This window comes from Salmonirosea aquatica (genome assembly GCF_009296315.1).
Lineage (GTDB): Bacteria > Bacteroidota > Bacteroidia > Cytophagales > Spirosomataceae > Salmonirosea > Salmonirosea aquatica.
Window position 1 is genome coordinate 5257184 of sequence record NZ_WHLY01000002.1, and the last position, 23970, is coordinate 5281153.

Annotated in this window: 16 protein-coding genes and 1 pseudogene; 3 read left to right on the forward strand and 14 right to left on the reverse strand. The window is 53.2% G+C overall.

Annotation, left to right across the window (positions count from 1 at the left end):
* The first annotated feature begins 31 nt into the window (after window positions 1–31).
* From GBK04_RS22690 to GBK04_RS22700, 3 genes and pseudogenes are all read left to right on the forward strand, one after another.
* Window positions 32–321: pseudogene (locus tag GBK04_RS22690) on the forward strand (PAAR domain-containing contractile injection system baseplate protein).
* Window positions 322–361: 40 nt separating this feature from the next.
* On the forward strand, window positions 362–853 hold the full coding sequence (locus tag GBK04_RS22695) for a hypothetical protein (RefSeq protein WP_152763673.1): 492 nt from the start codon (window positions 362–364) through the stop codon (window positions 851–853).
* Between the two features lie 33 nt (window positions 854–886).
* A complete protein-coding gene (locus tag GBK04_RS22700) occupies window positions 887–1366 on the forward strand; it encodes a hypothetical protein (protein WP_152763675.1) in 480 nt (159 codons plus the stop codon).
* An 18-nt stretch (window positions 1367–1384) separates the two neighbouring features.
* Here the strand turns inward: GBK04_RS22700 and GBK04_RS22705 are convergent, their stop codons facing one another.
* The 14 genes from GBK04_RS22705 to polA all read right to left on the reverse strand — a co-directional run bounded on the left by GBK04_RS22705 (window position 1385) and on the right by polA (window position 23924).
* Window positions 1385–3316: a heparinase II/III domain-containing protein gene (locus GBK04_RS22705; protein WP_152763677.1), complete on the reverse strand. Its 1932-nt coding sequence runs from the start codon at window positions 3314–3316 to the stop codon at window positions 1385–1387.
* A gap of 61 nt (window positions 3317–3377) precedes the next feature.
* Window positions 3378–4847 (reverse strand): heparinase II/III domain-containing protein, encoded by a 1470-nt coding sequence (locus GBK04_RS22710; protein ID WP_373331236.1) that lies wholly within the window; start codon window positions 4845–4847, stop codon window positions 3378–3380.
* Complete coding sequence (locus tag GBK04_RS30960) at window positions 4799–5314, reverse strand: hypothetical protein (protein WP_373331237.1); 516 nt, start codon at window positions 5312–5314, stop codon at window positions 4799–4801. Before GBK04_RS30960 ends, GBK04_RS22710 begins: the two co-directional genes overlap by 49 nt.
* Before the next feature lie 40 nt (window positions 5315–5354).
* Window positions 5355–7250 carry a heparinase II/III domain-containing protein gene (locus tag GBK04_RS22715; protein WP_152763679.1) on the reverse strand — a complete coding sequence of 632 codons (1896 nt, stop codon included), beginning with the start codon at window positions 7248–7250 and terminating at the stop codon, window positions 5355–5357.
* Window positions 7251–7396: 146 nt separating this feature from the next.
* Window positions 7397–8008, reverse strand: a complete 612-nt coding sequence (locus tag GBK04_RS30965) for a RagB/SusD family nutrient uptake outer membrane protein (protein WP_373331238.1) — start codon at window positions 8006–8008, stop codon at window positions 7397–7399.
* On the reverse strand, window positions 8005–9174 hold the full coding sequence (locus GBK04_RS22720; RefSeq protein ID WP_373331239.1) for a RagB/SusD family nutrient uptake outer membrane protein: 1170 nt from the start codon (window positions 9172–9174) through the stop codon (window positions 8005–8007). The genes GBK04_RS30965 and GBK04_RS22720 overlap by 4 nt, the downstream gene beginning before the upstream one ends.
* 124 nt (window positions 9175–9298) lie before the next feature.
* Window positions 9299–12544, reverse strand: a complete 3246-nt coding sequence (locus GBK04_RS22725; RefSeq protein WP_152763681.1) for a SusC/RagA family TonB-linked outer membrane protein — start codon at window positions 12542–12544, stop codon at window positions 9299–9301.
* A gap of 632 nt (window positions 12545–13176) precedes the next feature.
* Entirely contained in the window at window positions 13177–14958 is a 1782-nt protein-coding gene (locus tag GBK04_RS22730) for a RagB/SusD family nutrient uptake outer membrane protein (protein ID WP_152763683.1), read from the reverse strand.
* Window positions 14959–14988: 30 nt separating this feature from the next.
* Window positions 14989–17214 (reverse strand): SusC/RagA family TonB-linked outer membrane protein, encoded by a 2226-nt coding sequence (locus tag GBK04_RS22735; protein ID WP_373331240.1) that lies wholly within the window; start codon window positions 17212–17214, stop codon window positions 14989–14991.
* Complete coding sequence (locus tag GBK04_RS30970; protein ID WP_373331241.1) at window positions 17211–18236, reverse strand: carboxypeptidase-like regulatory domain-containing protein; 1026 nt, start codon at window positions 18234–18236, stop codon at window positions 17211–17213. Before GBK04_RS30970 ends, GBK04_RS22735 begins: the two co-directional genes overlap by 4 nt.
* Before the next feature lie 212 nt (window positions 18237–18448).
* The gene (locus tag GBK04_RS22740) at window positions 18449–18697 is read right to left on the reverse strand and encodes a hypothetical protein (protein WP_152763685.1); all 249 of its coding nucleotides are present in this window, start codon (window positions 18695–18697) and stop codon (window positions 18449–18451) included.
* A gap of 125 nt (window positions 18698–18822) precedes the next feature.
* On the reverse strand, window positions 18823–19425 hold the full coding sequence (locus tag GBK04_RS22745) for an RNA polymerase sigma factor (protein WP_152763687.1): 603 nt from the start codon (window positions 19423–19425) through the stop codon (window positions 18823–18825).
* A gap of 220 nt (window positions 19426–19645) precedes the next feature.
* Window positions 19646–20947, reverse strand: a complete 1302-nt coding sequence (locus GBK04_RS22750; RefSeq protein ID WP_152763689.1) for a DUF3748 domain-containing protein — start codon at window positions 20945–20947, stop codon at window positions 19646–19648.
* A 133-nt stretch (window positions 20948–21080) separates the two neighbouring features.
* A complete protein-coding gene (gene polA, locus GBK04_RS22755; RefSeq protein ID WP_152763690.1) occupies window positions 21081–23924 on the reverse strand; it encodes a DNA polymerase I in 2844 nt (947 codons plus the stop codon).
* Between the last annotated feature and the right edge of the window lie 46 nt (window positions 23925–23970).

Sequence of the window (23970 nt, forward strand, 5' to 3'; positions counted from 1 at the left end):
AATATTTGCAACAATATAACCAAGCACTATCATGGGATTACCCGCCGCACGCGTAGGAGATATGCACGTTTGTCCGATGGTCACCGGCGTGGTGCCGCACGTGGGTGGGCCGATACTACCCCCGGGGTACCTACCGTTTTGATCGGCGGTTTACCGGCCGCCACCGCTACCGGGATGTGCGTATGCACGGGCCCGCCGGACCTCATCGCGATGGGCTCACCTACCGTTTTGATTGGTGGAATGCCCGCGGCCCGGATGGGCGACACCACCGCGCACGGGGGTACCATCATGGTGGGCTTACCGACGGTTTTGATCGGATAGCCAAAGGTGCCCTCGCTGATTTACAACGCCACAGGCTGTTATGAACAGATCACAAGGATTTATCGTAGTCACATCGGTGCTGCTCGCAGGGGGCGGCCTACTGTTTTATGCCCTAAGCAAGCCGCTGCGGTATGATGCCGGAGTAAAAGCCATCAGTATGGAAAAGGAAAGCGAGTTCCGCGCCGAGGTAAAGGTACTGGACAGCCTGTACCGGAACTACGTGTCGGCGACCCTGGCCGCGGACAATCAAAGCGCAATTGCGCTAGCCTCGGCCCAGCTCGACAAGCAACTGTCGGGCATCAAAGCACGCTATGGGGGAACCGGTTCGCCTCCGGCGGTGCTGGCCGCCAAACTTGTACGGAACTATGAGTTTCGGTTGCTGCTCCATCAAAAACTGCTGGGCCGCCGGCATTTGCAGGCCGACGAAGTGAATCGGCTATCGGGTCGGGTCCGGGAGCTTGAAGCACAGAACGCGGAGCTAAAAACCCAAAACCAGATGGTGGAGCAAGCTTTGCTGAATCTGCCCAATTAATGATCTATTGAACAAAAAGTACCCTACTTCTGCATGAGCGCCATCAACAAAGCCGAACGGTCCCGTATGATCGGTTATTTTGCCCTGAGCTACCTGGCTATGATGATTCTGGTTGCTTTGATTTTCTATTATCTGTTCGTGGTAATTCCCAAAATTCACAACCGCGAAACGGCCCTGACCAACGACCGGATTGAAGAATTTGTACAGCATACCGACCATGCCGATTCGCTCGTGATCAAAATTCAGAAAGCACCCGTGGTGGAGTCACAGGCCCTGATTCCCTTTTACACATGGACCAACGACCTCAAAACGGTGTATCAGCAGCCTTTTTACGAAACCATCGTGACCAGCTATACCGATCTGGTCAATGAAATCGCTTTGTCAAAAGCCAAAGATACCACCCTGCCTACGCTGAAAACCAGACTGGTCGCCATTCAGAAAGACAACCTCGATTTGATGCGTCGCAATGCCGAGCTCAAAAATCAATTAACTATGGGCAAAGTGCGCAAATAGTAGGTACGAAGGTACCCCCTAGTTCTTGCTCAGCACAAAGCTATGCTTTCCCTTCTGGGACAAGTCTTTGTTGGTCAGTAAAATCCGCTGCACGGGATGGCCGCTCCACTTGGTTTTGAAGCTTCTGTACTCCATGCCCTCCGTTGAGGGAAAATCGCTGGACGCACTCCATTTCTTCGGATCGTATTTCAGTACAAAAGTCTGCCGATCGGGTGTGGTCAGGCTGACCACACCGGGCGTAGAGGTATCCACATCGGCGATAGTCATGAAAGCTTCCTGGATCGTAGTCGGCTTCTGTTGCATGACGTAGTCATCCAGAATCTCCACCTGGTTTTTGGCCCGATTCAGAGCTACCCGGCGCTTCCAACTGGCGACCCCGGCCTCGGCGGGGTAAGCCTTAGCAATATTCATGTTTAGTACTGCCTCTTTGTCGTTGATGGTACTGCTGGCTTCGGTAGCTTCGAACTCGCGACCCGCTTTCTGACCGACACCATTGATAATGGGTAGGTTGTGATAGTTCGACTGCGTAAACCATAACTCATAGCGCTGGGCCGAGAAAGTGCGGGCGGTATAATTACCGCGCCCGGCGTCGATGATTACCGGCTCGCCCCTGGAATACAGGATGAAATCACCCACGTCGTTGTGGTTATGGCTCTCGGCGTTATGCCCGCCGTGGGTAGCGAGGAAGAAATCAGCATCGGCATCGCGGGCCGTCAGTACCTGAATGTCCGACAGCCAGGCGTCCTGGACTTTGTCGTAAGCGGGTAGGGTTTTATCGATTTTCTTAATCGTCAAAAGATTCTCGATGGAACGGAAACGGTGAAAACCCGTGACTGCCGTTCCGCGGCTGGAAAATTTCCCGACTGCCCAACGGCCCATGTCCACCATACGTTGGTCGTCAAGGGCCTTGCCGAACCGATAGAGCAGCAGTCCATCGGGAATCAGGGTAGGGTCGGCATCGGCAAAATTTACAAAATAGTTGCCATCGATGTGGACTTTGTAAAAATAAGCCCCCATATTTTTGATGAGCTGATTATCATAGATATTCACTTTTCCCTTCGTGGCTTCGTCCAGCATTTCGAGGCAGTCGTACACGCTGGCTCCGGCGGCGGTCCAGTAGCTGGGGCCTTCATCGCAGCCCCCGTCGTCGCCCAGACTATTGAGGTAGCGGTCCATATCGACCATAGCGTTATGAATCATGGATGCCCGGCGGCTTTGATCTTTTTCCAGCATGAGCGTGGCCGATATCCAGTTGGACATAATCCAGGGATTCCAGTTGTTGACCGGGCGGCTTGGACTGTTCCAGCCGTACTCGTCGCCGTGGGTAACCATGGGCGTAAAGAAGCGGACATTGGTTTCGTGGTAGATACGCTTACGCACCAACGGATTGATTTTATCCAGCTGATCGCCCACAAAATAGTCGGCCATTGCCAGAACGCTGGCGGTTTCGGCGGTGAAGAGATCCACGATCGGGCTTTCCACGTCGGGAAGGCCGGTGCGGCCGATGTGCGCAGGTACCCCCCAGTAGCTTTCTTCACAAATCGACCACACGCCGTTCAGGATGGCTTCGGTAAACCGCCCTTTGCCCTCCATGCTTTCGGCCAGAATGAGTTCCATGAGTGCATTGCGCTTACCAAATGAGATACCGCTGTGGCGTTCACGGTCGCCAGAGCGCACGAAATCCAGCGAAATGGAAGCCGAAATGGGTTGAAAAACGTAGTCGAGCTGGGCTTCCCCTGCCTCTACTACCTGGCTGAGTACGGAGTCGGGTACCTCGGTTTTCCACTGAGCCGCAGTGGTGGGGTAGGGCTTGTACTGGCCGTAGGGTACCAGCGCCTGTTGCACCTGCTCTTGGGTATATTTTTGGGCCAGGATATTGCGGGGAGTGATCTGGGCCTGTGCCAGAAAGCAGTTGCTCAGGAAGAGGGTAAGCAAAACGATTTTTTTCATGTGGGGCTAGGAATTGAAAATGCGAAAAATGGACTTTTGAGAAATAACCGTGGGCAGGTACCTACCTTGCTTTTTGATTCTCCAAAGTGAATACAAACTGGTCTTTGGTTTTCAGAGTCTTGTTGGTCAGCAAAATCCGTTGCACTGGATGCCCATCCCATTTGGTCTTGAAACTGCTGTACTCCATGCCCTCCGTTGATGGGAATTCGGTAGCCGCGCTCCACTGTTTGGGGTCATAGTGCAGTACGTAGGTCTGTCGGGTAGGGGTAGTCAATACGACCTTGCCGGGTACCTGCGTATCCACCTCGCAGATGGTCATGAACACCTGCTGAATGGCGGTCGGCTTTTGCCGCATGGTGTAGGCATCCGTGATTTCCAGGCGGTTCTTCTGGCGATTCAAGGCTACCTTCCGGTTCCAGGAAGCAAGGTCGGCTTCGTCAGGGTAAGCGTTGGCAATATTCATGTTCAGAACTGCCTCCTTTTCAGAAAGGGTACTGCTGACCTCCGTCGCTTCCGAAGAACGACCGGCCGACTGGCCGTAGCCATTGATTATGGGTAGATTATGGTGTTGCGACTGCGTGAACCACAACTCGTAGCGCTGGGGCGAAAACGTACGGGCGGTGTAGTTGCCGCGCCCGGCGTCGATGATCACCGGCTCGCCGTTGGCATAAAGCAGGAAATCGCCTACGTCGTTGTGGTTGTGACTCTCGGCATTGTGGCCACCGTGGGTAGCCAGCACAAAACCGTTGTCCGCCCGGGCGGTCATGACTTGGATATCCGAAATCCAGGCATCGCGCACAGGTACGTAGTCCGCAGCCGATGTACCCATATTCTTGATGGTGAGCAGATTTTCGAGACTGCGCGGCCGATGGTGACCATTCAGTTCCAGGGTACGTTCGGGAAATTTTCGGAAAGCCCATTGCCCCATACTTACCATCTGTGGGTCGTTGAGTGCTTTGCCAAAACGGTACAATAACAGCCCGTCGGGACGTAGCTTGGGGTCGGCGTCGGAAAAATTGACGAAATAATGGCCGTCGATATGGACTTTGTAAAAGTAGGAGGCCATTTTCTGGATGAGGGGCAGATCGTAGATCTGGATTTTCTGCCGGGAGGCATTGCCCAGCAGCTCGAGGCAGTCGTACACGCTGGCTCCGGCGGCGGTCCAGTAGCTGGGGCCTTCGTCGCAGCCACCATCTTCGCCCAGGCCGTTGAGGTACAGGTCGAGCCCCAGCATGGCCTGGTGGATCATATCGGCTCGTCGGTTTTCGTCCTGTTCCAGCATCAGGGTGGCCGATATCCAGTTGGACATAATCCAGGGATTCCAGTTGTTGACCGGGCGGGTGGTGCTCATCCAGCTGTACTGTCCCGAATGGGTAAGCATCGGCTCAAAGATGCGCCGGTTGGTTTCGTAGTATATCCGTTTGCGCACCAAAGGGTTGATGGCGTCGAGCTTGTCGCCCACAAAGTAGTCCGCCAAGCCCATCAGCGCCGCCGTTTCGGCGCTGAACAATTCCACCACCGGATTTTCCACGTCGGGCAGGCCGGTGCTGCTGATGTGCGCGGGTACCCCCAGAAACTTTCTTCGCAGATCGACCAGACCCCATTCAGGATGGCTTCCATAAAGCGACCCTTTCCCTCCACGCTTTCGGCCAGCAGCAGGTCGGTGAGGGCGTAACGTTTAGTATAGGCTACGCCCCGATGTCTTTCGCGATCGCCAGTACGTACAAAATCCAGCGAAACTGTGGCCGTGACAGGCTGAAAAGTATAGTCCAGGGCCGCCTCTCCCGCCTTGATCACCGCTTGCAGCACTGTATCCGGTACCACTTTTTTCCATTCGGCGGGAGTAGCGGGATAGGGATGGTACTGATTTTTAGGTATTAAGGCCTGCTTGACTTGGTTCAAAGCATATTTTTGCCTTAGGATGTTGCGGGGTGTCACCTGAGCCTGTGCCCATGAAACGAGCGCAAAGGCCGTCAAAAAGGAAAATAAAAATTTCATAGTTTTTCAAACGGGTGGAAGACAACCTATGGGTACCCTCCTACGGTTGCCACTGATTAAGGGGTTTATCGAACTTCTTACCAGTACTGACGACTTTTTGGGGCAAAAGACTTACTTGTAAAGCCTGGGATTTTCCGGAAGGTACCTCGTACTCGAAGCCAATCAGCAGGGTACCTTCGTTGGGAGCGTCGTAATCGGTGGTGGGAGCGGTGCTCCACGTTTGGAGTTTGGCGTCGGCCGGGTGGTCCACCCGGAGCGTGAGTTGCTGGCCATCTTTCGATAAAACCGCCAGATTATTGCCGTTGATTTTCACGTCGTCGGGAGCCAGCATCACCCAGCGTACTTTGGTGGTTTGATCGGGTACCTTTATCTCATCGCGCACTACCACAAAAGCATCGTCGACGATGCCAATTCCCCGCTGCGCGACGGCGAGTTGGCCTTCGTACACATCGGATAGGTCCGATACGGCAAATTTCAGTTGCTTGCTCTCGCCTGATTTCGTGATTTTGGCGTAGCCCTGCACCTTTTGGTACTGATCATTGACGGTGAGGGTATTGTGGATAAAATTGTTGTAGCGTTTCACCGTCCAGCGCTGGGCGTCCTGCTCTTTCCCCCAAATATTCATCCCTTTGGATTCCAGTGATTCGTATTCCTGACTTCCCAGATCCAGGGCCCAGCGTACACCATCGGCTTCCATCACAAATGAACCAATGTCCATATGGGCATGACTGGCCGAGGGGGTACCTGTTTTGAAACCCACATAAATGGCGTTCGGGTCGGTCCAGGAAGTGCGCATCAGCGCGACGGGACTTTTGCCCTGGCCGGTCCAGAGATTTTTAGTGGGTGGGGTAGCTTTGTCCAAGGGGGTACCTGCGCCCCAGATCATGATAGCGGGTAGCACGCGGTTTCGAGTGAAGCGCGCGGGATCGTCCTGCTGCAGGTACCCTTTTTCAATCCAGAGTAAGGAAGGGTCGTTGCTTTTCCGCGCAAACCAGAACATCGCCGGACTCAGGCTGCCGCGTCCTCCACCCGCATCGCTATAATTGAAAGAGTACCCCGTGGGGCCGGTCATGTTTTCGTAGTAGCGGGCGGTGGCCATGAAGCCGGGCTGCCGCGAAAGCCCGTAGTCGCTGCCAAAGGCTTTTTCCAGGGCGCTCAGAAACAACACCTGGAAGGTGGTGCCATAATTCCAGTAACCGTAGCCTTCGGGGTACGCGCCGTCCGGGGCCAGGTCTTCCAGGGGTAGCTTGATGGAGTTGATGGCCCGTTTGAAAAGCTGTTTGGCCAGATCGGGCTCGTCTTCGTACACCGCCAGGGCACCGAAGGTGATCCCCGCATTACATACCTGATTCCAGTTGTTGGTCGCCCGCAGCCAACTGTTGTATCGCTCATCCAGGGAAGTATTCAGCCCTTTTTCGATAATGGCCCGGCTGATCACCTGGCGTGATTGGGGCGAAAGGGTAGAGTAGGTCCAGTCGTACCCGATGGCCATCGCCATGGTCATTTCGCCTACATCGAGGTAGTGGGTGGGATTCCAGTCGCTGAAACCGGCGATGGCCAACATTTCTTTTTCGGCGCGTCGGGCGTACTTAACATCATCCGTCAGGCGGTAGGCGTAGCTCAAATAAAAAAGCCGCCGGAGGGCTTCCCGCGATTTGTCCAGCAGTCGCCGCCCGATCTGGATGCGTTCGATCGGGGGTAAGTCGATGAGATGATCCGATTCGGCCAAAATGGCTTCGTGTACCTTTCGCCAGTTGGGGTCGGTGTCGATCGTTTTTTGGATCTGCTTTTCTTCTCCCGCCATCATCAACAGGCGTGGGTGCTGCGCGGGCGGCTCGGGAATGGTCTGCGCGAGGGTGGTTAGGAATGGAAAAACAAGCAGGAAAATGGTTGAAAAGCCGCTCATTGTGGCCCGAAAGCGGATCATTTTTTTCATGGAGATTGGGATGTTTTGTATAAAAAAGAAAGCCGCCCCAACAGCAATTCTAATGCTATTGAGACGGCCTGTTTAATTATGAATGAAGGATGGAATGATAGATTTTTTATTCACTCATGCTATCATTCACTCATTCGCAATTAACCTTACTGCCAGCCCGGATTCTGTTTGATCTTGGGATTCTGGGCCAGCGTGTTGAGCGGAATAGGCCACAGGTAGTGCTTGGCCTCGTCGAAAACCGGAACGGCGAAGTCGGTACCCTGGTACACATCGATGTAGGTTTTGCCCGAAACGGGATCCTTCTTCGATTTTACGAGTGCTTTGGGATAACGGGCGATGGCGGCGGCGTCCCACAATATTCCCATCGCCGGAACCGTCAGTTTCTTGCCCTGCTTCCAGCGCATCAGGTCGGGGTACCTTTGCCCTTCCATGAACAACTCGATCCGGCGCTCGCGACGGATTTCCTGGATCAGCGGCGACACCCCATCCCCGGCGTAGCGTGGGTCCACAGGGACGTTGGCCATATCCAGGTGGGCCATCTTCACACGGTCGCGGAGTTTATTGATCGTTAGGTCCAGATCATTCTGCGTGATCGTTCCCAACTCGGCCTTGGCTTCGGCATTGATAAGCAGTACCTCGGCAAAACGCATAATGATGGCCGGTGATTCGCCGGTGTCGTAGGCTTTGCCGATCATGTCCGCGGCGTTATAATGCTTGATGATGTGGTAGCCCGTCGTCGTCGTAAAGCCACCCGTCATGCCGTTGAGCCGGGGTAAGGCAAGCCATCCCCCAGATGGTAGTTGTAGAAAGCGGCATCGGCCGGATGCAGGATCGTCTGCCGTAGCCGGGGGTCACGGTTCTCGAACACATCCTCGATCTTGGCGTCTCCCTTATACAGGGGCGAGAGGGAAATAGGCAGCCCGTCGGTGCAGAGGTAGTCTTCCACAAGGCTCTTGGTGGCTCCGCCCGTGTAGCTGAAATAGGACTGGATGTGGTTGGTATACACCCCTACCTTATACTTGCGCCAGTACATGACCTCGGGGTTGCCCGTCAGGTCCAGTATCCGGTGGTAGGCGTTGTAGTCGGTTTCGGGATGGCCAGTGGAATAGAGGCGGTAGGGGCCCTTGTCCATGATTTCCTGCGAAGCTTTGGCGGCTTCCTGAATCCACATGTTGGGGTCAGTGCCGCCATGGTACTTGCGGTAGGTACCTTCGAAGAGACAAATCCGGGCCTTGGCTAGCAGGGCCACCCAGCGGGTTACCCGACCGGGGGCACCGCCGTCGCCCCAGCTGGCGGGCAGTTTTTCGGTGGCGAAATTCAGGTCTTCCAGTATTTTTTTCATTGCTTCCTCGCGGGGAGTGCGCTCGGCGTAAAGCTCTTCCGAATCGATATTCAGGGAGCGCTCTACCCAGGGTACATCACCATATTTGGCCACTTTGTCGGCATAAAACCAGCCGCGGAACAGACGGGCTTCGGCGATGTACTTATCCTTAACCGCTTGCGTGACATTGGCACGGCCGTAGTTTTCCAGACCCACGTTGATGGCCCGGACAAAATCCCAACCCCGGTAGCCAAACCAGTCGGGATTGGAGGGAACGGTGTATTTGCCACTCCGGATCTGTTGAAAGAACAGGTGACGGGGTTCTAGGGGAGCCATGTTGTCCGAGAGTTCGTCCTGGTTCCAGATGCTGCCGAAGTGGCTGTCGAAGCCATTGTTGTGGCCCTGCAGAATAGGTACGTTGGGTTCTACCCGCACCAGATCGTAAATGCTGTTATTATATACCGCGAGGTCGTTCTCGGTGTTCCAGAAGGTAGCATTGGTAATGCGATCCAGGGGGTACCTTTCCAGGAAATCATCGTTGCAGGCACTGACCGCTACGGCCATCAGGCAGCCCAGACCCAGTTTTAAAAGTATCTTTTTCATAGTGATTAGTTTAAAAATCTGTTGGCTGATAGCGGTTGGCGCTTAGCTTATTTGAATAATTCCAAGGCACATATTTCCAGCAGAATGAAGCCATGAGCCATTGGCCAACAGCTATCAGCGGTGATTAAAATGATACATTGATTCCCAGGGTACCGATACGCTGCATAGGGTACTCGATGGTGGGCGTCTGAATGGTTTCGGGATCGAGCGGCTTGCGGATCTTGGTGATCTCGAACAGGTTCATGCCCGATACGAAAATCTGCGCCCGGCTCATGCCGACTTTACTCACCACATTAGTAGGCAGGGAGTAGGTGAGCGTGATATTCTTGGCCCGCATGTAGGCGGCGTTCTGCAGATAGCGCGACTGACCCTGCACGTTTTTCTTATCGCTGGTCGAGATGTGAGCGGCAGGGAAGTAGGCGTCAGGATTCTCGGGTGTCCAGGTGTCGGTGATGAAGTACTTCTCGACGTGACCCGCGTTGAAGGGATAGAACCAGTTCCAGTTGCCATTGTCAGGTAGGTAGTCGAGCTTGCCGATGCCCTGGAAGAAGGCCGTCAGCCGGAAGTTCTTGTAGGCCAGGCTGGCATTGATCCCGAAGGTATAGCGGGGCGTCGAATTCCCAATGATCTTGCGGTCACCCGGATCAGCCAGCGTATTCTTGCCGGGGCTGATGAAGCCGTCGCCATTCAGGTCGGCGTACTGGATATCGCCCGCCCGCCAGTTGTTACCAATGCGCGATTGGTCGGGAGCATTCTTGACGGCATCCTGGGTCTGGAAAATCCCCACCGTTTCGTACCCCCAGATTTCACCTAGCTTCTGGCCTACGTAGTAAATGCTGCTGTTGTTGGGCAGGGCCCCTGACGGATTCTCAAACTTGGTGATGGTAGCCTGGGCGTCGGCCAGGGCCAGCGTCACGTCATAGCTCCAGTCGGTTTTGATGCGGTCGCGCCAGGTCAGCGAGAGTTCCCAGCCCTTGGTACGCAGGTCTGCCGCGTTGGATTGGGGCGCGCTGGTACCCAGAATGTCGGGGTAGGAAACATTCATGAGCATGTTTTTGGTGTCGCGGGTATAGAGGTCGAACGAGAAATCAAGCCGACTCTTGAGCAGCGTCACGTCCAGGCCCAGGTTTTTGGAGGTCACGGACTCCCAGGTCAACGATGGGCTTACCAGTCCGGGGGCCGACACGTAAGGGATGGCGCTGGTCTGGAACATATAGGGCGACTGTCCGGTACCCATCGTGGATACGTAAGGATAGTAAATCTGATTGCCGTTTCTGTCGGCAATGGTCTGATTACCCAAGGTACCGTAGGAAGCGCGCAGCTTCAGGTTGTCCAACCAACTGGTGGTACCCGCCATGAAGCCTTCGTTGCTGAGCCGCCAACCCGCCGACACCGAGGGGAAGAAGCCAAAGCGGCTATCTTTGGGGAAACGCGAGGTGCCGTCGTAGCGGCCGTTGAATTCCACCAGATAGCGGTCGTCGTAGTTGTAGGTTAGGCGGTAGAAGACGCCCCGCAGCGCCACCTGTGACTTGCTGCCGTTCGTTTTTTGCACACCCGTGGTGGCGTTCAGGTCCGTCACGAGCGGAGTGATCAGCGAGCGGGCCTGGGCGTATACGTAGCGGTTAAGACCTCGTTCCTGGTTGAAGCCCACGAGCGCCGTGACGTTGTGTTTTCCCAGATTTTGTACCGTATACTCAGCAAAAGCATTCAACACGTAATACTGGTTGTAGGTATTCCGGTTCTCGATCCAGTCGTCGCCACTGAAACCGTTGCTGATCGGCGTCTTGGCCAGTAGGTTGGCATCCACAATGTCCACCTTGCTCTGCACGTCCTGATCCATCTGGTTGTAGAGGTTGTAGGAGAAATTACCGGTAACTTTCAAACCAGGCAGTGGTGTCAATGTCATGCCTTGCGTCAGCCAGATGTCATTCTTGGTGAATGTCTGCCGTCCGCCATCCTGCAGGTAAGGGAAGAAATTGGTACCGCCGAAGTACTTGCCGATGTACTGCGCGTATTGGTCGTGGTCGCCGGGCGTGACGTAATATTCCAGATCGGGAAACTGCACGGGCATGATCGGGTTCACCCGCGCCAGCGAATTGATGTTTACATCCCAGTTGTAAAAGTGGGGCTTGTCGCTATTCTGTGAGTTGAACACCACCTTTTCGTCAAAGCTGAGCCAGTCGTTTACCTTAAAATCGGCCTTCATCAGGATGTTGTAGCGCTTGAACTTCTCGTTGTTCATGCGCAGGTACCCATCCTTACTGTACCGTCCCAGGGAGAAAAAGAACTTCGACTTGTCGCCACCCCCCGAGATCGACAGATCCTGCTGGTTGGTGGGCGCGTAGTCAGTCATAATCTTATCCTGATAGTGGTTGAAGCCATAATATTGGAGGGTACCGTTGACCACACCCCACTCATTGGCCGGAATAGGATTCTCGGAGTACTTTTTGGTAGCGGCCACAAAATCTTCGTTGTAGGAAGGGCTTCCGCTGGTCCGCATATTGGCCATGTTACGGGCTTGAACAAATTCGTAAGGGTCGGTCACCACATCCATGTTGAAGATGGGCTTGGCCAGCGAAGTCTGCGCTCCAAAATTGACCTGTACCTTGCCGGCCTTGCCACTTTTGGTCGTTACCAACACTACGCCGAAGGCCGCCCGGGCGCCGTAAATGGCCGCGGCTGAAGCGTCCTTCAGGACGCTGATGCTCTCGATGTCGTTGGGATTGATGCGGTTGATGTCCATGGGTACGTTATCCACCAGAATCAGCGGTGCACCACCATTGATCGACTGGTACCCCCGGATATTGAAGGTCGTCGGCTGGGAGGGGTCACCATTGCGAATACCGATGTTCAGGTTGGGGATCACGCCCTGCAAGCCCTCGCCCGCATTGGCGATGGGGCGGTTTTCGAGCCGCTTGGCATCGGCCACGCCCACGGCCCCGGTCAGGTTTACCTTCTGCTGGGTACCATAGCCCACCACAACTACCTCACTAAGTACCTTATCTTCAATGGCCAGGCTTACGTTAATGACACTCTGGGTACCTACCTCAACCTCCCTGGAGGCATAGCCCACAAAACTGAAAACCAACGTGGTGTTGTCGTTGGGTACGTCAATTTGAAACTTGCCCTCGCCGTTGGTGGTGGTACCCCGGGTGGTACCTTTGATCACCACGCTGACGCCCGGAAGCCCACCGCCGTTTTCATCATTTACCGTACCGTTTATTAGTCTTTTTGGCGATTCCGAACGACTGGCGTTCGTGTCTGAAGGATGGGCGTAGGAGACATTCCCTAAGGGGGGAATGAGGCTGAGGCACGCTACTGCATACCGCAGCAGGATGCGCCCAGATTTTCTGGTAGCATTTTTTTTCATAAATTTGTAAAAGGTTAAAGGTTCACTTATAGGAACTTACATTGCTGAGCTGGTACTTTGGCGAGTGGATGCTCAGTGATTTGACCTGACGGTGGTAGCCTGGCTACTGCCGTTTTTTTGATAATTTATTACATAGGGTACGTAGTTAAATGAAGGATGACTTTAATTCGATACGTTTTCTGTTGCCGATAGTACTATTGAGTCTCAATTCTTTATGTTAGCTCTTCAAATCCGCTGAACTTTACTTCCTCTGCCTTTGCTCCTTCCAGGACTGGATCAAGGTAGCAAGCAACCCGTTGAAGCTTTCAATGGTGTAGTGGAGTTGGTGGAGACCGGGTAACCGCAGGTGTTTGGGCTGGCAGCTGGAAAGTTCTAAACTGTTCCGGTTCTGTGGATCGAATTTCAGTTTAGAAGCTATATTGGAAAGCGATCTAATGGGTCTGCTTGAATTTTTTTAATCAAAAAGATTCTAGTCCGAGCTACACTGATTTTTTCCAGGCTTAATCGTTTAACCAGTAAGAATTTATAAAATTAAAAAGCCTGCCGAACCCAGTTTCAACTGGGTTCGGCAGGCTTTTTGGTAGGTTGCTTTTTAAGTTCAGAAAGCGTTAAGTAGCCAATCGGGTAGGTCTTTAGTCCCAGCCCGGATTCTGCTCAATCGCAGGGTTTTGGGCCAGGGTATTGAGCGGAATGGGCCAGAGGTAGTGCTTACTCTCATCGAATACCGGGTTCGCCCAGTCGGTACCTTTATATACGTCGATGTACTCCTTGCCCGAAACCGGGTCAATACTGGTTTCCATGGTCGTGGGGCTGAATCGAGCCTTATTGGCTTCGCTCCACCGCATACCCATGTCGGGTATCTCGAGTTTTTTGCCCTGCTTCCAGCGCTTAAGATCTTTGTAGCGATGGCCTTCCATAAACAATTCGATGCGACGCTCCCGGCGGATTTCGGCGATCAGCGGCGTGATGCCATCGGCGGTATAGCGCGGATCGACGGGTACATTGCCCAGCATCAGGTGCGGCATCGCCACCCGGTCACGCAACTTGTTGATCGAGGCATCCAGATCTGCCTGCGTGATGGTACCTAATTCGGCCTTGGCCTCGGCGTACGTCAGCAGGACTTCGGCAAAACGCAGAATAATAGCGGGCGATTCGGCCGTATTATATGCCTTGCCAATCATGTCATCGGCGTTGTAATGCTTGATGATGTGATAGCCCGTAGTGGTTTTAAACCCGCCTCCCGGATTGCCCGCCAGTCTCGGATAGGTACGTCCGTCTTCGCGGTCATAGCGGTAGATGTCCGTATCGTCGGGGTGCAGAATCGTCTGACGGAGGCGGGGATCACGGTTTTCAAACACATCTTCAAAGGTTTCGTCGCCCTTGTACAGGGGTGAAAGTGTTATGGGTAGGCCGTCGGTGCAGAGGTAATCCTCTACCAGACTTTTGGTAGCCCCTCCCGTGTAGCCGAAATAAGCCTGGATATGGTTAGTAAACACCCCTAGTTTGTATTTTCGCCAGGCCATAACCTCGGGATTGCCGGTTAGATCAAGAATGCGGTGGTAGGCATTGTAGTCGCTTTCGGGATGGCCGGTCATGTACAGGCGGTAGGGCCCATTATCCATCACTTCCTTAGCTGCTTTGGCGGCTTCTTCCAGCCACATTTGTGAGTCTCCGGCTCCATGGTACTTGTTCCAGGTACCTTCGTATAAGCATATCCGTGCTTTTACCAATAGGGCTGCCCAGCGATTGAGCCGACCCGGCGCATTGCCGTCGCCCCAGTCGGCCGGTAGATTTTCGGCAGCAAAAGTGAGGTCTTCCAGTACCTTCTGCATCGCTTCGGCCCGGGGCGTGCGCGCCGCGTACAACTCTTCGGAGTCGATGTTCAGCTCACGTTCTACGAAAGGAACGTCACCAAATTTCTGGACCTTTTCGCCATAAAACCAGCCGCGGAACAACCGGGCTTCTCCGGCATACTTGTTAATGGTAGCCTGAGGGATATCGGCCCGGTCGTAGTTGGCCAAGCCTACGTTGATGGCCCGGATGAAATTCCAGCCCTGGTAGCCGAACCATTCGGGATTGGAGGGTACATTGTGTTTTCCAGCCCGTACCTGTTGGAACCGCACGTGCCGCGGTTCACGGGGTGCCATATTGTCCGAAAACTCGTCTTGAGCCCAGATATTGCCGAAGTGGCTGTTGAAGCCATCGGTATGGCCCATCAGGATGGGTACGGCGACATCGTTTCTGACCAGATTGTACAGGCTGTTGTTGTATACGGCCAAATCGTTTTCGGTGTTCCAGAACGTCTCGTTGGTAATCTGATCCAGAGGGTACCTTTCCAGGAATTCATCGTTGCAGCCGCTGACTAAAAACGTGACTATCAGCGCACAGCTGAACTTTAAAATATTATTTTTCATATTTTTATCCTTTAAGAAATTGACTTCTGACTAAAATGACACATTGATCCCCAGGGTACCGATGCGCTGCATGGGGTACTCGATGGTGGGGGTGTTGATCGTTTCAGGATCGAGGGGCTTGCGGATCTTGCTGAACTCGAACAGGTTCATGCCCGATACGAAAACCTGCGCCCGGCTCATACCGATCTTGCTGCTGATATTTACCGGCACCGTGTAGCTGAGGGTGATGTTCTTGGCTCTCAGGTAGGCAGAAGACTGTAAGAAGCGGGTCTGGGTTTGAATATTCTTCTTGTCGCTGGTCGAGATGTGGGCGGCGGGGAAGTACGCGTCAGGATTCTCGGGTGTCCAGGTATCCGTGATATAATATTTCTCCACGTGGCCGGCATTGAAGGGGAAGAACCAGTTCCAGTTGCCATTGCTATGGGCGTAATCGGCTTTGCCGATGCCCTGGAAAAAGGCCGTTAGCCGGAAGTTCTTATAAGCCAGACTGGCGTTGATCCCGAAGCTGTACCGGGGAGTGCTGTTGCCAATGATACGGCGATCGCCCGGATCGTCGAGGGTATTTTTGCCGGAGCTGATGATGCCATCCCCATTCAGGTCGGCGTACTGGATGTCCCCGGCCTTCCAGCCACTCCCGATCCGCGACTGGTCAGGAGCGTTGGCTACGGCGTCATCAGTCTGGAAAATTCCGACGGTTTCGTACCCCCAGATTTCACCAAGCTTTTGACCTACGTAGTAGATGCTGCTGTTGTTGGGCAGTGCCCCTGACGGATTCTCGAACTTGGTGATGGTAGCCTGAGCGTCAGCCAGGGCCAGCGTCACGTCATAGCTCCAGTCCGTCTTGATCTTGTCCCGCCAGGTCAAAGAAAGCTCCCAGCCTTTGGTCCGCAGGTCCGCTGCGTTTTGTTTGGGAGCCGAGGTACCCAGGATATCCGGGTAGGAAACGTTCATCAACATATCCTTGGTGTCGCGGGTATACACATCGAATGACATATCCAGGCGACTTTTGAGCAGAGTAACGTCCAGACCAAGGTTTTGAGAAGTCACGGTCTCCCAGGTGAGGGTCGGGCTCACCAATCCGGCTGCGGAAACATAAGGGATTACGCTGTTCTGGAACATGTAAGGAGCCTGCCCGGTACCCATTGAAGCGATATAGGGGTAATAAATTTGATTGCCGTTTGGCGCTAATATTTGATTACCCAATGTGCCATACGAGGCCCGAATTTTCAGGTTATCGAGCCAGCTTGTAGTACCTGCCATAAAGCCTTCGTTGCTGATCCGCCAGCCAGCCGAAAAGGAAGGGAAGAAACCAAAACGATCATTTTTGGGAAAGCGCGAGGTACCATCGTAGCGGCCATTGGCTTCCAGCAGGTAGCGGTCGTCGTAGTTGTAAGTCAGGCGGTAGAACATGCCGCGCAAGGCTACGTGGTTCTTATAGCCATCGGTTCGCTGAACGCCGGTCGTGGCGTTCAGGTCGGTAATCAACGGCGTAATCAGTGAGCGAGCCTGGGCGTAGATGCTGCGGTTGGTGCCACGCTCCTGGTTAAAACCTACCATGGCTGATACATGGTGCTTGCCCAGATTTTGCAAATCGTACTGGGCAAAGGCATTGAGCACATAGTACTGGCTATAGGTGTTTCGGTTCTCGATCCAGTCGTCACCACTGAAACCGTTGCTGATCGGGTTTGACGCCAAAAGATCGGTATCAACGATTTCCACCTTACTCTGCACATCCTGGTAGATGTTGTTGTAGAGGTTATAGGAGAAATTTCCGGTAATTTTCAGGCCGGGGAGCGGCGTAAGCGTCGCGCCCTGCGTCAGCCAGATGTCGTTCTTGGTGAAGGTTTCGCGGCCTCCATCTTCCAGGTAAGGGAAAAAGTTGGTACCGCCGAAGTATTTGCCGATGTACTGCGCGTACTGGTCATGGTCGCCGGGTGTGATATAGTATTCCAGATCAGGAAACTGCACGGGCATGATCGGGCTCACCCGCGCCAGCGAATTAATATTGACATCCCAGTTGTAAAAGTGGGGCTTATCGCTGTTCTGCGAGTTGAATACTACCTTGTTGTTGAGATTCAACCATTTGTTGACCTGGAAGTCGCCCTTCACCAGCAAGTTGTAGCGCTTGAACTTCTCGTTGTTCAACCGCAGGTACCCATCCTTGCTATACCGACCCAATGACACAAAGAACTTGGCCTTATCGCTACCTCCCGAGATCGACAGATCCTGCTGATTGGTCGGCGCGTAATCGGTCATGATACGGTCCTGGTAATTATTATAACCATAATACTGGAGGCGACCATCCACAACCCCCACTCATTTTCCGGGGTAGGATTGTCAGAATATTGCTTAAACTTATCCAGTATATCCTGGGTATAGCTGGGGTTACCGAAGGTTCGTTCGTTGGCAGCATTCCGGGCCAGGGCAAATTCGTAAGGGTCGGTCACCACATCCATGTTGAAGATGGGCTTGGCCAGCGAGAACTGCGAACCGAAGTTGACGGTGACTTTTCCGGCCTTACCGCTCTTGGTCGTCACGAGCACTACCCCGAAGGCTGCCCGTGCTCCATATACGGCAGCAGCCGAAGCATCCTTGAGAACGCTGATGCTCTCGATGTCGTTGGGATTGATCCGGTTGATGTCCATCGGAACATTATCCACCAGAATCAGCGGCGAGCCACCGTTGATGGACTCGTAGCCCCGGATGTTGAAGGAGGTACTCTGTGACGGATCTCCATTCCGGACGCTCACGTTTAGGTTAGGAATTACGCCCTGCAAGCCCTCGCCCGCATTGGCAATGGGGCGGTTTTCGAGCCGCTTGGCGTCGGCCACGCCCACAGCGCCGGTCAGGTTTACCTTCTGCTGGGTACCATAGCCCACCACAACGACCTCACTAAGTACCTTATCTTCAATGGTAAGACTCACGTTGATGGTACTTTGAGTGCCCACCAATACTTCTTTTGAGCCATAGCCCACAAAGCTGAAGACCAGCGTGGTGTTGTCGTTGGGCACGTCAATTTGAAACTTACCCTCGCCGTTGGTAGTGGTACCCCGGGTGGTACCTTTGATCACCACGCTGACACCAGGCAAAACGCTATTGGCATCACGGACCGTACCGGTTACCAGGCGCTTGGGATCATCGATGGAAGCAAGCAGAGGGCTTGCAAAACCCGTACCGCCGAAGGACGGACTGAGGAGCAGAATACCGAGTACAAATCGAAAAATCGACTTGCATAATATCCCGGAGTGTATGTTGGGATAGTATACTTTTATTTTCATACTTTTGTTTGTTTTGTTAAAAGTTAAAAAGTTGGCAAAACGATACGATCCTCTGTCATTGCTTCCAGAGGCAAGAGATCAAAGCGGGGGATTTTCTTAGAGTCGGGAATGCTGCAACATTTCCGACTCTTTTTGTTTAGATGGTTTCCTTATTTTCGATAGGCGAGCGTGTTTTAGTGGCACATAGCAATAGGGTTTTTATCATAAATCCCTTATCGGGAGATTTGATCCTTAATTTCCTTGGTTCGTGCGGATATTTCCCAGTCCTGTAGTGAAGTCTCGTCGCATTGCAACGCCAGAACGATCTCCCGCGCCTGCCGGACGACCTCAATTCGGTCGGGGTTTTCGTCCAGCCAGTTACTCCACAGCTGGTAGTTTTCCTGAGTTGGACTGAGTACCCAGGCACGGAAATCGGCATCCCAGATGAAGTCTTCGCAACGAAATTGGCGGTAGTGGTTCATGCAGATACTTACGTTCTGCTATAGTATAGACGGAAATTTGTGTCCGATACCATTAAAAAATTAAACTTATTTCAGAAAACTTAGGATTAAAACCCAGGGTAGGCTTACAATTGCCTATGAATAAGTTAATTAGCCAGCATTAGAGAAGAGGTCGCGAATTGAGCTTTCCAATGTTTGCGCAACTGTTTCATCGCAATTTGCAGCAGATTGGAAACGGTCTGGGGAGAAATGTTCATCACTGTGGCGATCTGGTCGCGGTTGAGTTCCTGGAAGAATTTCAGGTATACTACTTCCTTCTGGCGGGGCGGGAGTTTTTCGAGCGTCGTTTTGAGCTTAAGGCTCATCAGTCGGGTAGTTTCGCGCCGGATGTATTCCTTTTCTACTGAGAATTTGACATCAAATAGGGTAGGGTGGTTTTCTAGCGAAGGGTTATACACCAGCGCCGTGTTACTGGCACGGTGCATCATACGCCGGAGCGAAGCCATCAGGTACGGTTTGACGGGGATATTTGTATTCAGATTTCTCCGCTTTTCCCAGACATATAAAAACAAATCCTGAATATTGTCCTTCACAAATTCCTCGTCGTCGGAAAATTTGAGTCCATATTCGAACAATAACCGGAAATGAGAATCCATAAGCGTTTCAAAGGCAGAGACATGGCCGGCTAAGGTGCGTTTCCATATTACTTCGTGGTCCTCGGAGGAGGTTGAGAGTAAAGGTTTTTGCATAAGCGATCATGAAGTTTATGTATCTGGAAATTGCCTTTGGGTCAATTCGTCAAACAAAATTTATAAGCACAGGAACGCCTTTCCCTACTTTGGATAGAGGGAATTTTAGTCTGATTGATTTATGTGCTTTATGTGAACCTACCCCCAGATTACTGATACGCGCCAAAGAGAAGGGGTACCTTGGGAAAAGCGTAGAAACTTATGAAGCGTAAGTGACTAATCAATTCATTGTCAACTGAAAAATCTGAATGTACCTGCCCGCGGTTGTGCTGACATAACGATTGTACGCCAGTCGGTCGCCTTTATGCGACCACACTACACCGTTGATGGGACGGTCGTCGTCGGTCGTGGGCGGCGTGAGACGACGTGGCTTTCCATCCCGTAGATCAGTGATAAAAATAGAATTGTCAGCGGCGTATGCTACGAAGTGCCCATCTGGACTGAAATTGAAAGGAGTTTGGATTGAGAAAGGTTGGTGTGTCAGCTGTCGGGGTACCCCACCATTGGGCGATATTCCGAATAACTGAATCAATCCTGCCGGATCTTTGGCCAGAAAACCGATCAGGGTACCATCCGGCGTGGTGCGTAGCCAGTGCCGGGGGCCTTCGATGCCCCTTTGGGAAAAGGTGATGCGGCGCTGGGCTACCCCGGCGGGAGGATTGGGACGGGTAGAGGGGGTGCCTTCCAAAGGATGACCGGGTAGGGGCGCGGTCAGGTTCTCGGGTAAGTCGACCACGAATACCTCGGTTATTGATTGATTGGCTTCATTCCGGACGTTGCCCTGAAATGCCAACGCCCGGCGTTGGTGGCTTCCGTCAGGCTTTTGGTAGCCATTCAGACCAATCCAAGTTTCGTCGAAAGCCCGGTCGATTTCATCACTGCCGGGCCGGGGTACTTCGGTTACCCGCGCCACGACGACGGCAAATGCTTCTCCACTGAATTCGTCCTGGTTGTTGCCATTTACTACCGTTACCGGCTGCGCGGGGTCCATCACGCCGACTGTCCGCAGATCGGCCACCGCCGGATTGGAAGCGGCCAGGTGTTCCATGACCGCATCGTTGTAGGTGAAGCTGATCAACCTGCCGTCACCACTCCACTGATGGGCGTGGGTACCTCCCCGCAAGGCCCCCGGGGTGAAAGGAGGGGTTATGTCTCGCCCATCCAGAAAATGGGGCTTTTGGGGCTGTTCAATAGCAACGAAGACACCCGTGCGGCGGGTCATGGCGTAGGGCTGTAGATTATCCGCGTTGCGTAATCCGTGCAGGAAAAGTACCTCGGGACGGGTAGGTGAAAAAGTTGCCGCTCCCACGCCGGGACCGAAGCTGGTCTGGTTTTGAGTCTGGTACAGCAGCCGATCTTCGCCGTTCTGTACATTCACCATCCTGACACAGCAGGTTTGCCCCAGTTCAGTGTCGAGATTTCGGGTGTCGTACACCAGCCACTGGTCATCGGGCGAAAAAGCCTGGGTATTATTCAGGGTGTGGCCTTTGGCGTCGTGGGTAAGCTGGGTTTCGGAGGGCATGGGGTACAATAGTATGGCGGTCGTAAGCGCACCGGGTACCCGTCCGCCCGATAAAAAAATACTTACTAGAAAAACGTATGCATAATTCACTTCCAGGAGCTATTTTGTTTCGGATTGGCAACAGATGGTAGCATCAATGGGCTTCCAGCCAATTGGCGCCCGAGCCAATTCCGGTTTCCATCTTCACTTCCATCGGCAGGGCATTCTGCATAAGATGCTCCACGTTCTGAGTCAGGAAAGCCAGCTCGTCGCGGTGAGCATCGAAGATAAGTTCATCATGCACTTGCAAAATCATGCGGGACCGGAGCTTTTCTTTCCGGATAAAATCGTGGATATTGATCATCGCGAGTTTAATCATATCCGCCGCTGAGCCCTGAATGGGAGCGTTGATGGCGTTGCGTTCGGCAAAGCTCCGGTTGGTCTGATTGCGCGAGTTAATATCGGGTAGGTACCTCCGGCGTCCCAGAATCGTTTCGGCGTATTCGCATTCGCGGGCTTTCTTAATGGTATCGTCCATATATTGCTTCACAGCCGGAAATTCTTCAAAATAGGCTTTGATGATCTCGCCGGCATCGCTGCGCGAAACTCCCAGATTGCGGGCCAACCCAAAGGCCGAAATACCGTAAATAATTCCGAAGTTGACCGATTTGGCCTGTCGCCGCATGTCGGACGTAACGTTTTCCAGGGGTACATGAAAAACCTTACTGGCGGTGGTGGCGTGAATATCCCTGCCCTGATTGAAGGCCTCGATCATGCTGGGGTCGCCACTGAACGCTGCCATGATCCGCAGCTCGATCTGCGAATAGTCGGCGGAAAGAATGAGGAATTCATCCGACCGGGGGACAAACGCCTTACGGATTTCGCGGCCACGGATGGTGCGAATCGGGATATTCTGTAAGTTGGGATTTGTGGAACTGAGGCGCCCGGTCGCGGTAACGGCCTGATTGTACGAGGTATGAATCCGGCCGGTTTTTGGATTGATCAGCAATGGCAGGGCATCGACGTAGGTCGATTTCAGTTTCTGCAATTCGCGGTAATCCAGAATTTTCCGGGCAATTTCGTGTTCGCTTTCCAGGTCCGACAGGATGTCCTCCCCGGTAGCATACTGCCCGGTTTTGGTCTTCTTGGGATTTTTAATCAACTGCATTTTGTCGAACAGTACCTCACCCAGTTGCTTGGGCGAATTGAGGTTGAACTCGGTACCCGCCGAAGCAAAAATATTCGTTTCCAGCAGTTTGATGTCGTTTTCCAACTCGTTCGAAATAAAAGAAAGCGCGTCGGTATCGACCCGTACTCCCTCACTCTCCATGCTGGTGAGTACGCGCACAAGCGGCATTTCCACACCCTCGAATAGTTTGACCGCTTGTTTTTCGGCCAATTCGGGAATCAATATCTGGTGCAGTTGTAGGGTAATATCCGCGTCTTCCCCCGCGTATTCGGTGATTTCGGCGATTGCCGCATCGCGCATGTTACCCTGTTTGCTCCCTTTTTTGCCAATCAACTCCTCGATCGACACGGGTTCGTAGTTGAGGTATTGCACCGACAACCGATCCATGCCATGCCGTTTTTCGGGTTCGAGCAGGTAGTGCGCCAGCATGGTATCGGCTAGTTTGCCCCGTACATCCAGACCGTAGGTACCCAGGACCATGAGGTCGTACTTTAGATTTTGTCCGATTTTTATGATGTTCTCGTTTTCTAGCACGGGTCGGAAAATCTCGACAATGGCTTGCGCCGCCTCGCGCTCGGGAGGAACGGGCACATAAAAGGCTTCACCGGGCCGGTAAGCGAAGGCCAAGCCTACCAGATCGGCGTCCAGGGCGTCGAGTGAGGTAGTTTCGGAGTCGAAGCAAAACGCATCCTGTTGGCTCAAATAGTAAGCCAGGCTTTCCATTAACTCGGGTGTGTCGACCGTCTGGTAGTTGTGGTAGGTGGTGGCGATCGTCCGCAGGGTAGGGGCCACGGGTTCATCTCCAGGACGCGAAGTTGAATTTTCAAACGCCGCGATGTCTGGATTTGTCGCCGCACTGGATCCAAACAAATCCAGCTGCCCGTTGCCCTTAGCGGTAGTGGAACGTACGGGTACGTCTTCCGGCTCATCTCCTAGTACCCGCTTGCGTAACGTGCGGAATTCCAGCTCGTCGAACAGGGCGCTCACCTTATCGCGGTCCGGTTCTTCGTAGAGTAATTTACCGGCATTGAACTCGATGGGTACCTCTACATGAATGGTGGCCAACTGCTTGCTGAGCAGGGCCTGTTCGGTATGAGCCCGGATTTTTTCGCCCAGCTTACCCGGTACTTCGTCGGCGTGGGCAATAAGGTTTTCGATGCTACCGTACTGGGCAATAAGTTTCTGGGCCGTTTTTTCACCCACACCGGGTACCCCCGGGATATTATCCACGGCGTCGCCCATCAGCCCCAGAATATCCGTAACCTGCTCGATGCGTTCGATCTGCCATTTGTCCAGAATCTCGGGTACCCCCAGTTTTTCCACGCCTTTCCCCATGAAGGCGGGCTTGTACATGTATACATGCTCTTCCACCAGCTGTCCATAATCCTTGTCAGGCGTCATCATGAACACTTCAAAACCAGCCTCCGAGGCGCGCTTGGCTAGGGTACCTATCACATCGTCGGCTTCGTAGCCATCCAGGTGCAGGCAGGGGATATTCATTGCATCCACTAACTTTTTTATGTACGGAATGGCCAAGGTGATGTCTTCGGGTTGGGCCTCGCGCTGGGCTTTGTACGCTTCAAACTGCTCATGCCGGAAGGTAGGCTTGGGGGTGTCGAAGACGACACCAATATGGGTAGGTTTCTCTTTTTTCAGTACCTCGAGCAGGGTATTGGTAAACCCAAAAATAGCACTCGTGTTCATACCGGTAGAGGTGATACGGGGTGCCTTGATAAAAGCAAAGTGCGCCCGGTAGATCAGGGCAAAGGCATCGAGAAGAAAAAGTTTCTGGTCAGGTTTAGAAGACATAGGGTGGGGCTTGGGTACTTGTGGTTAAGTGCTGTTAGCGGTCGGA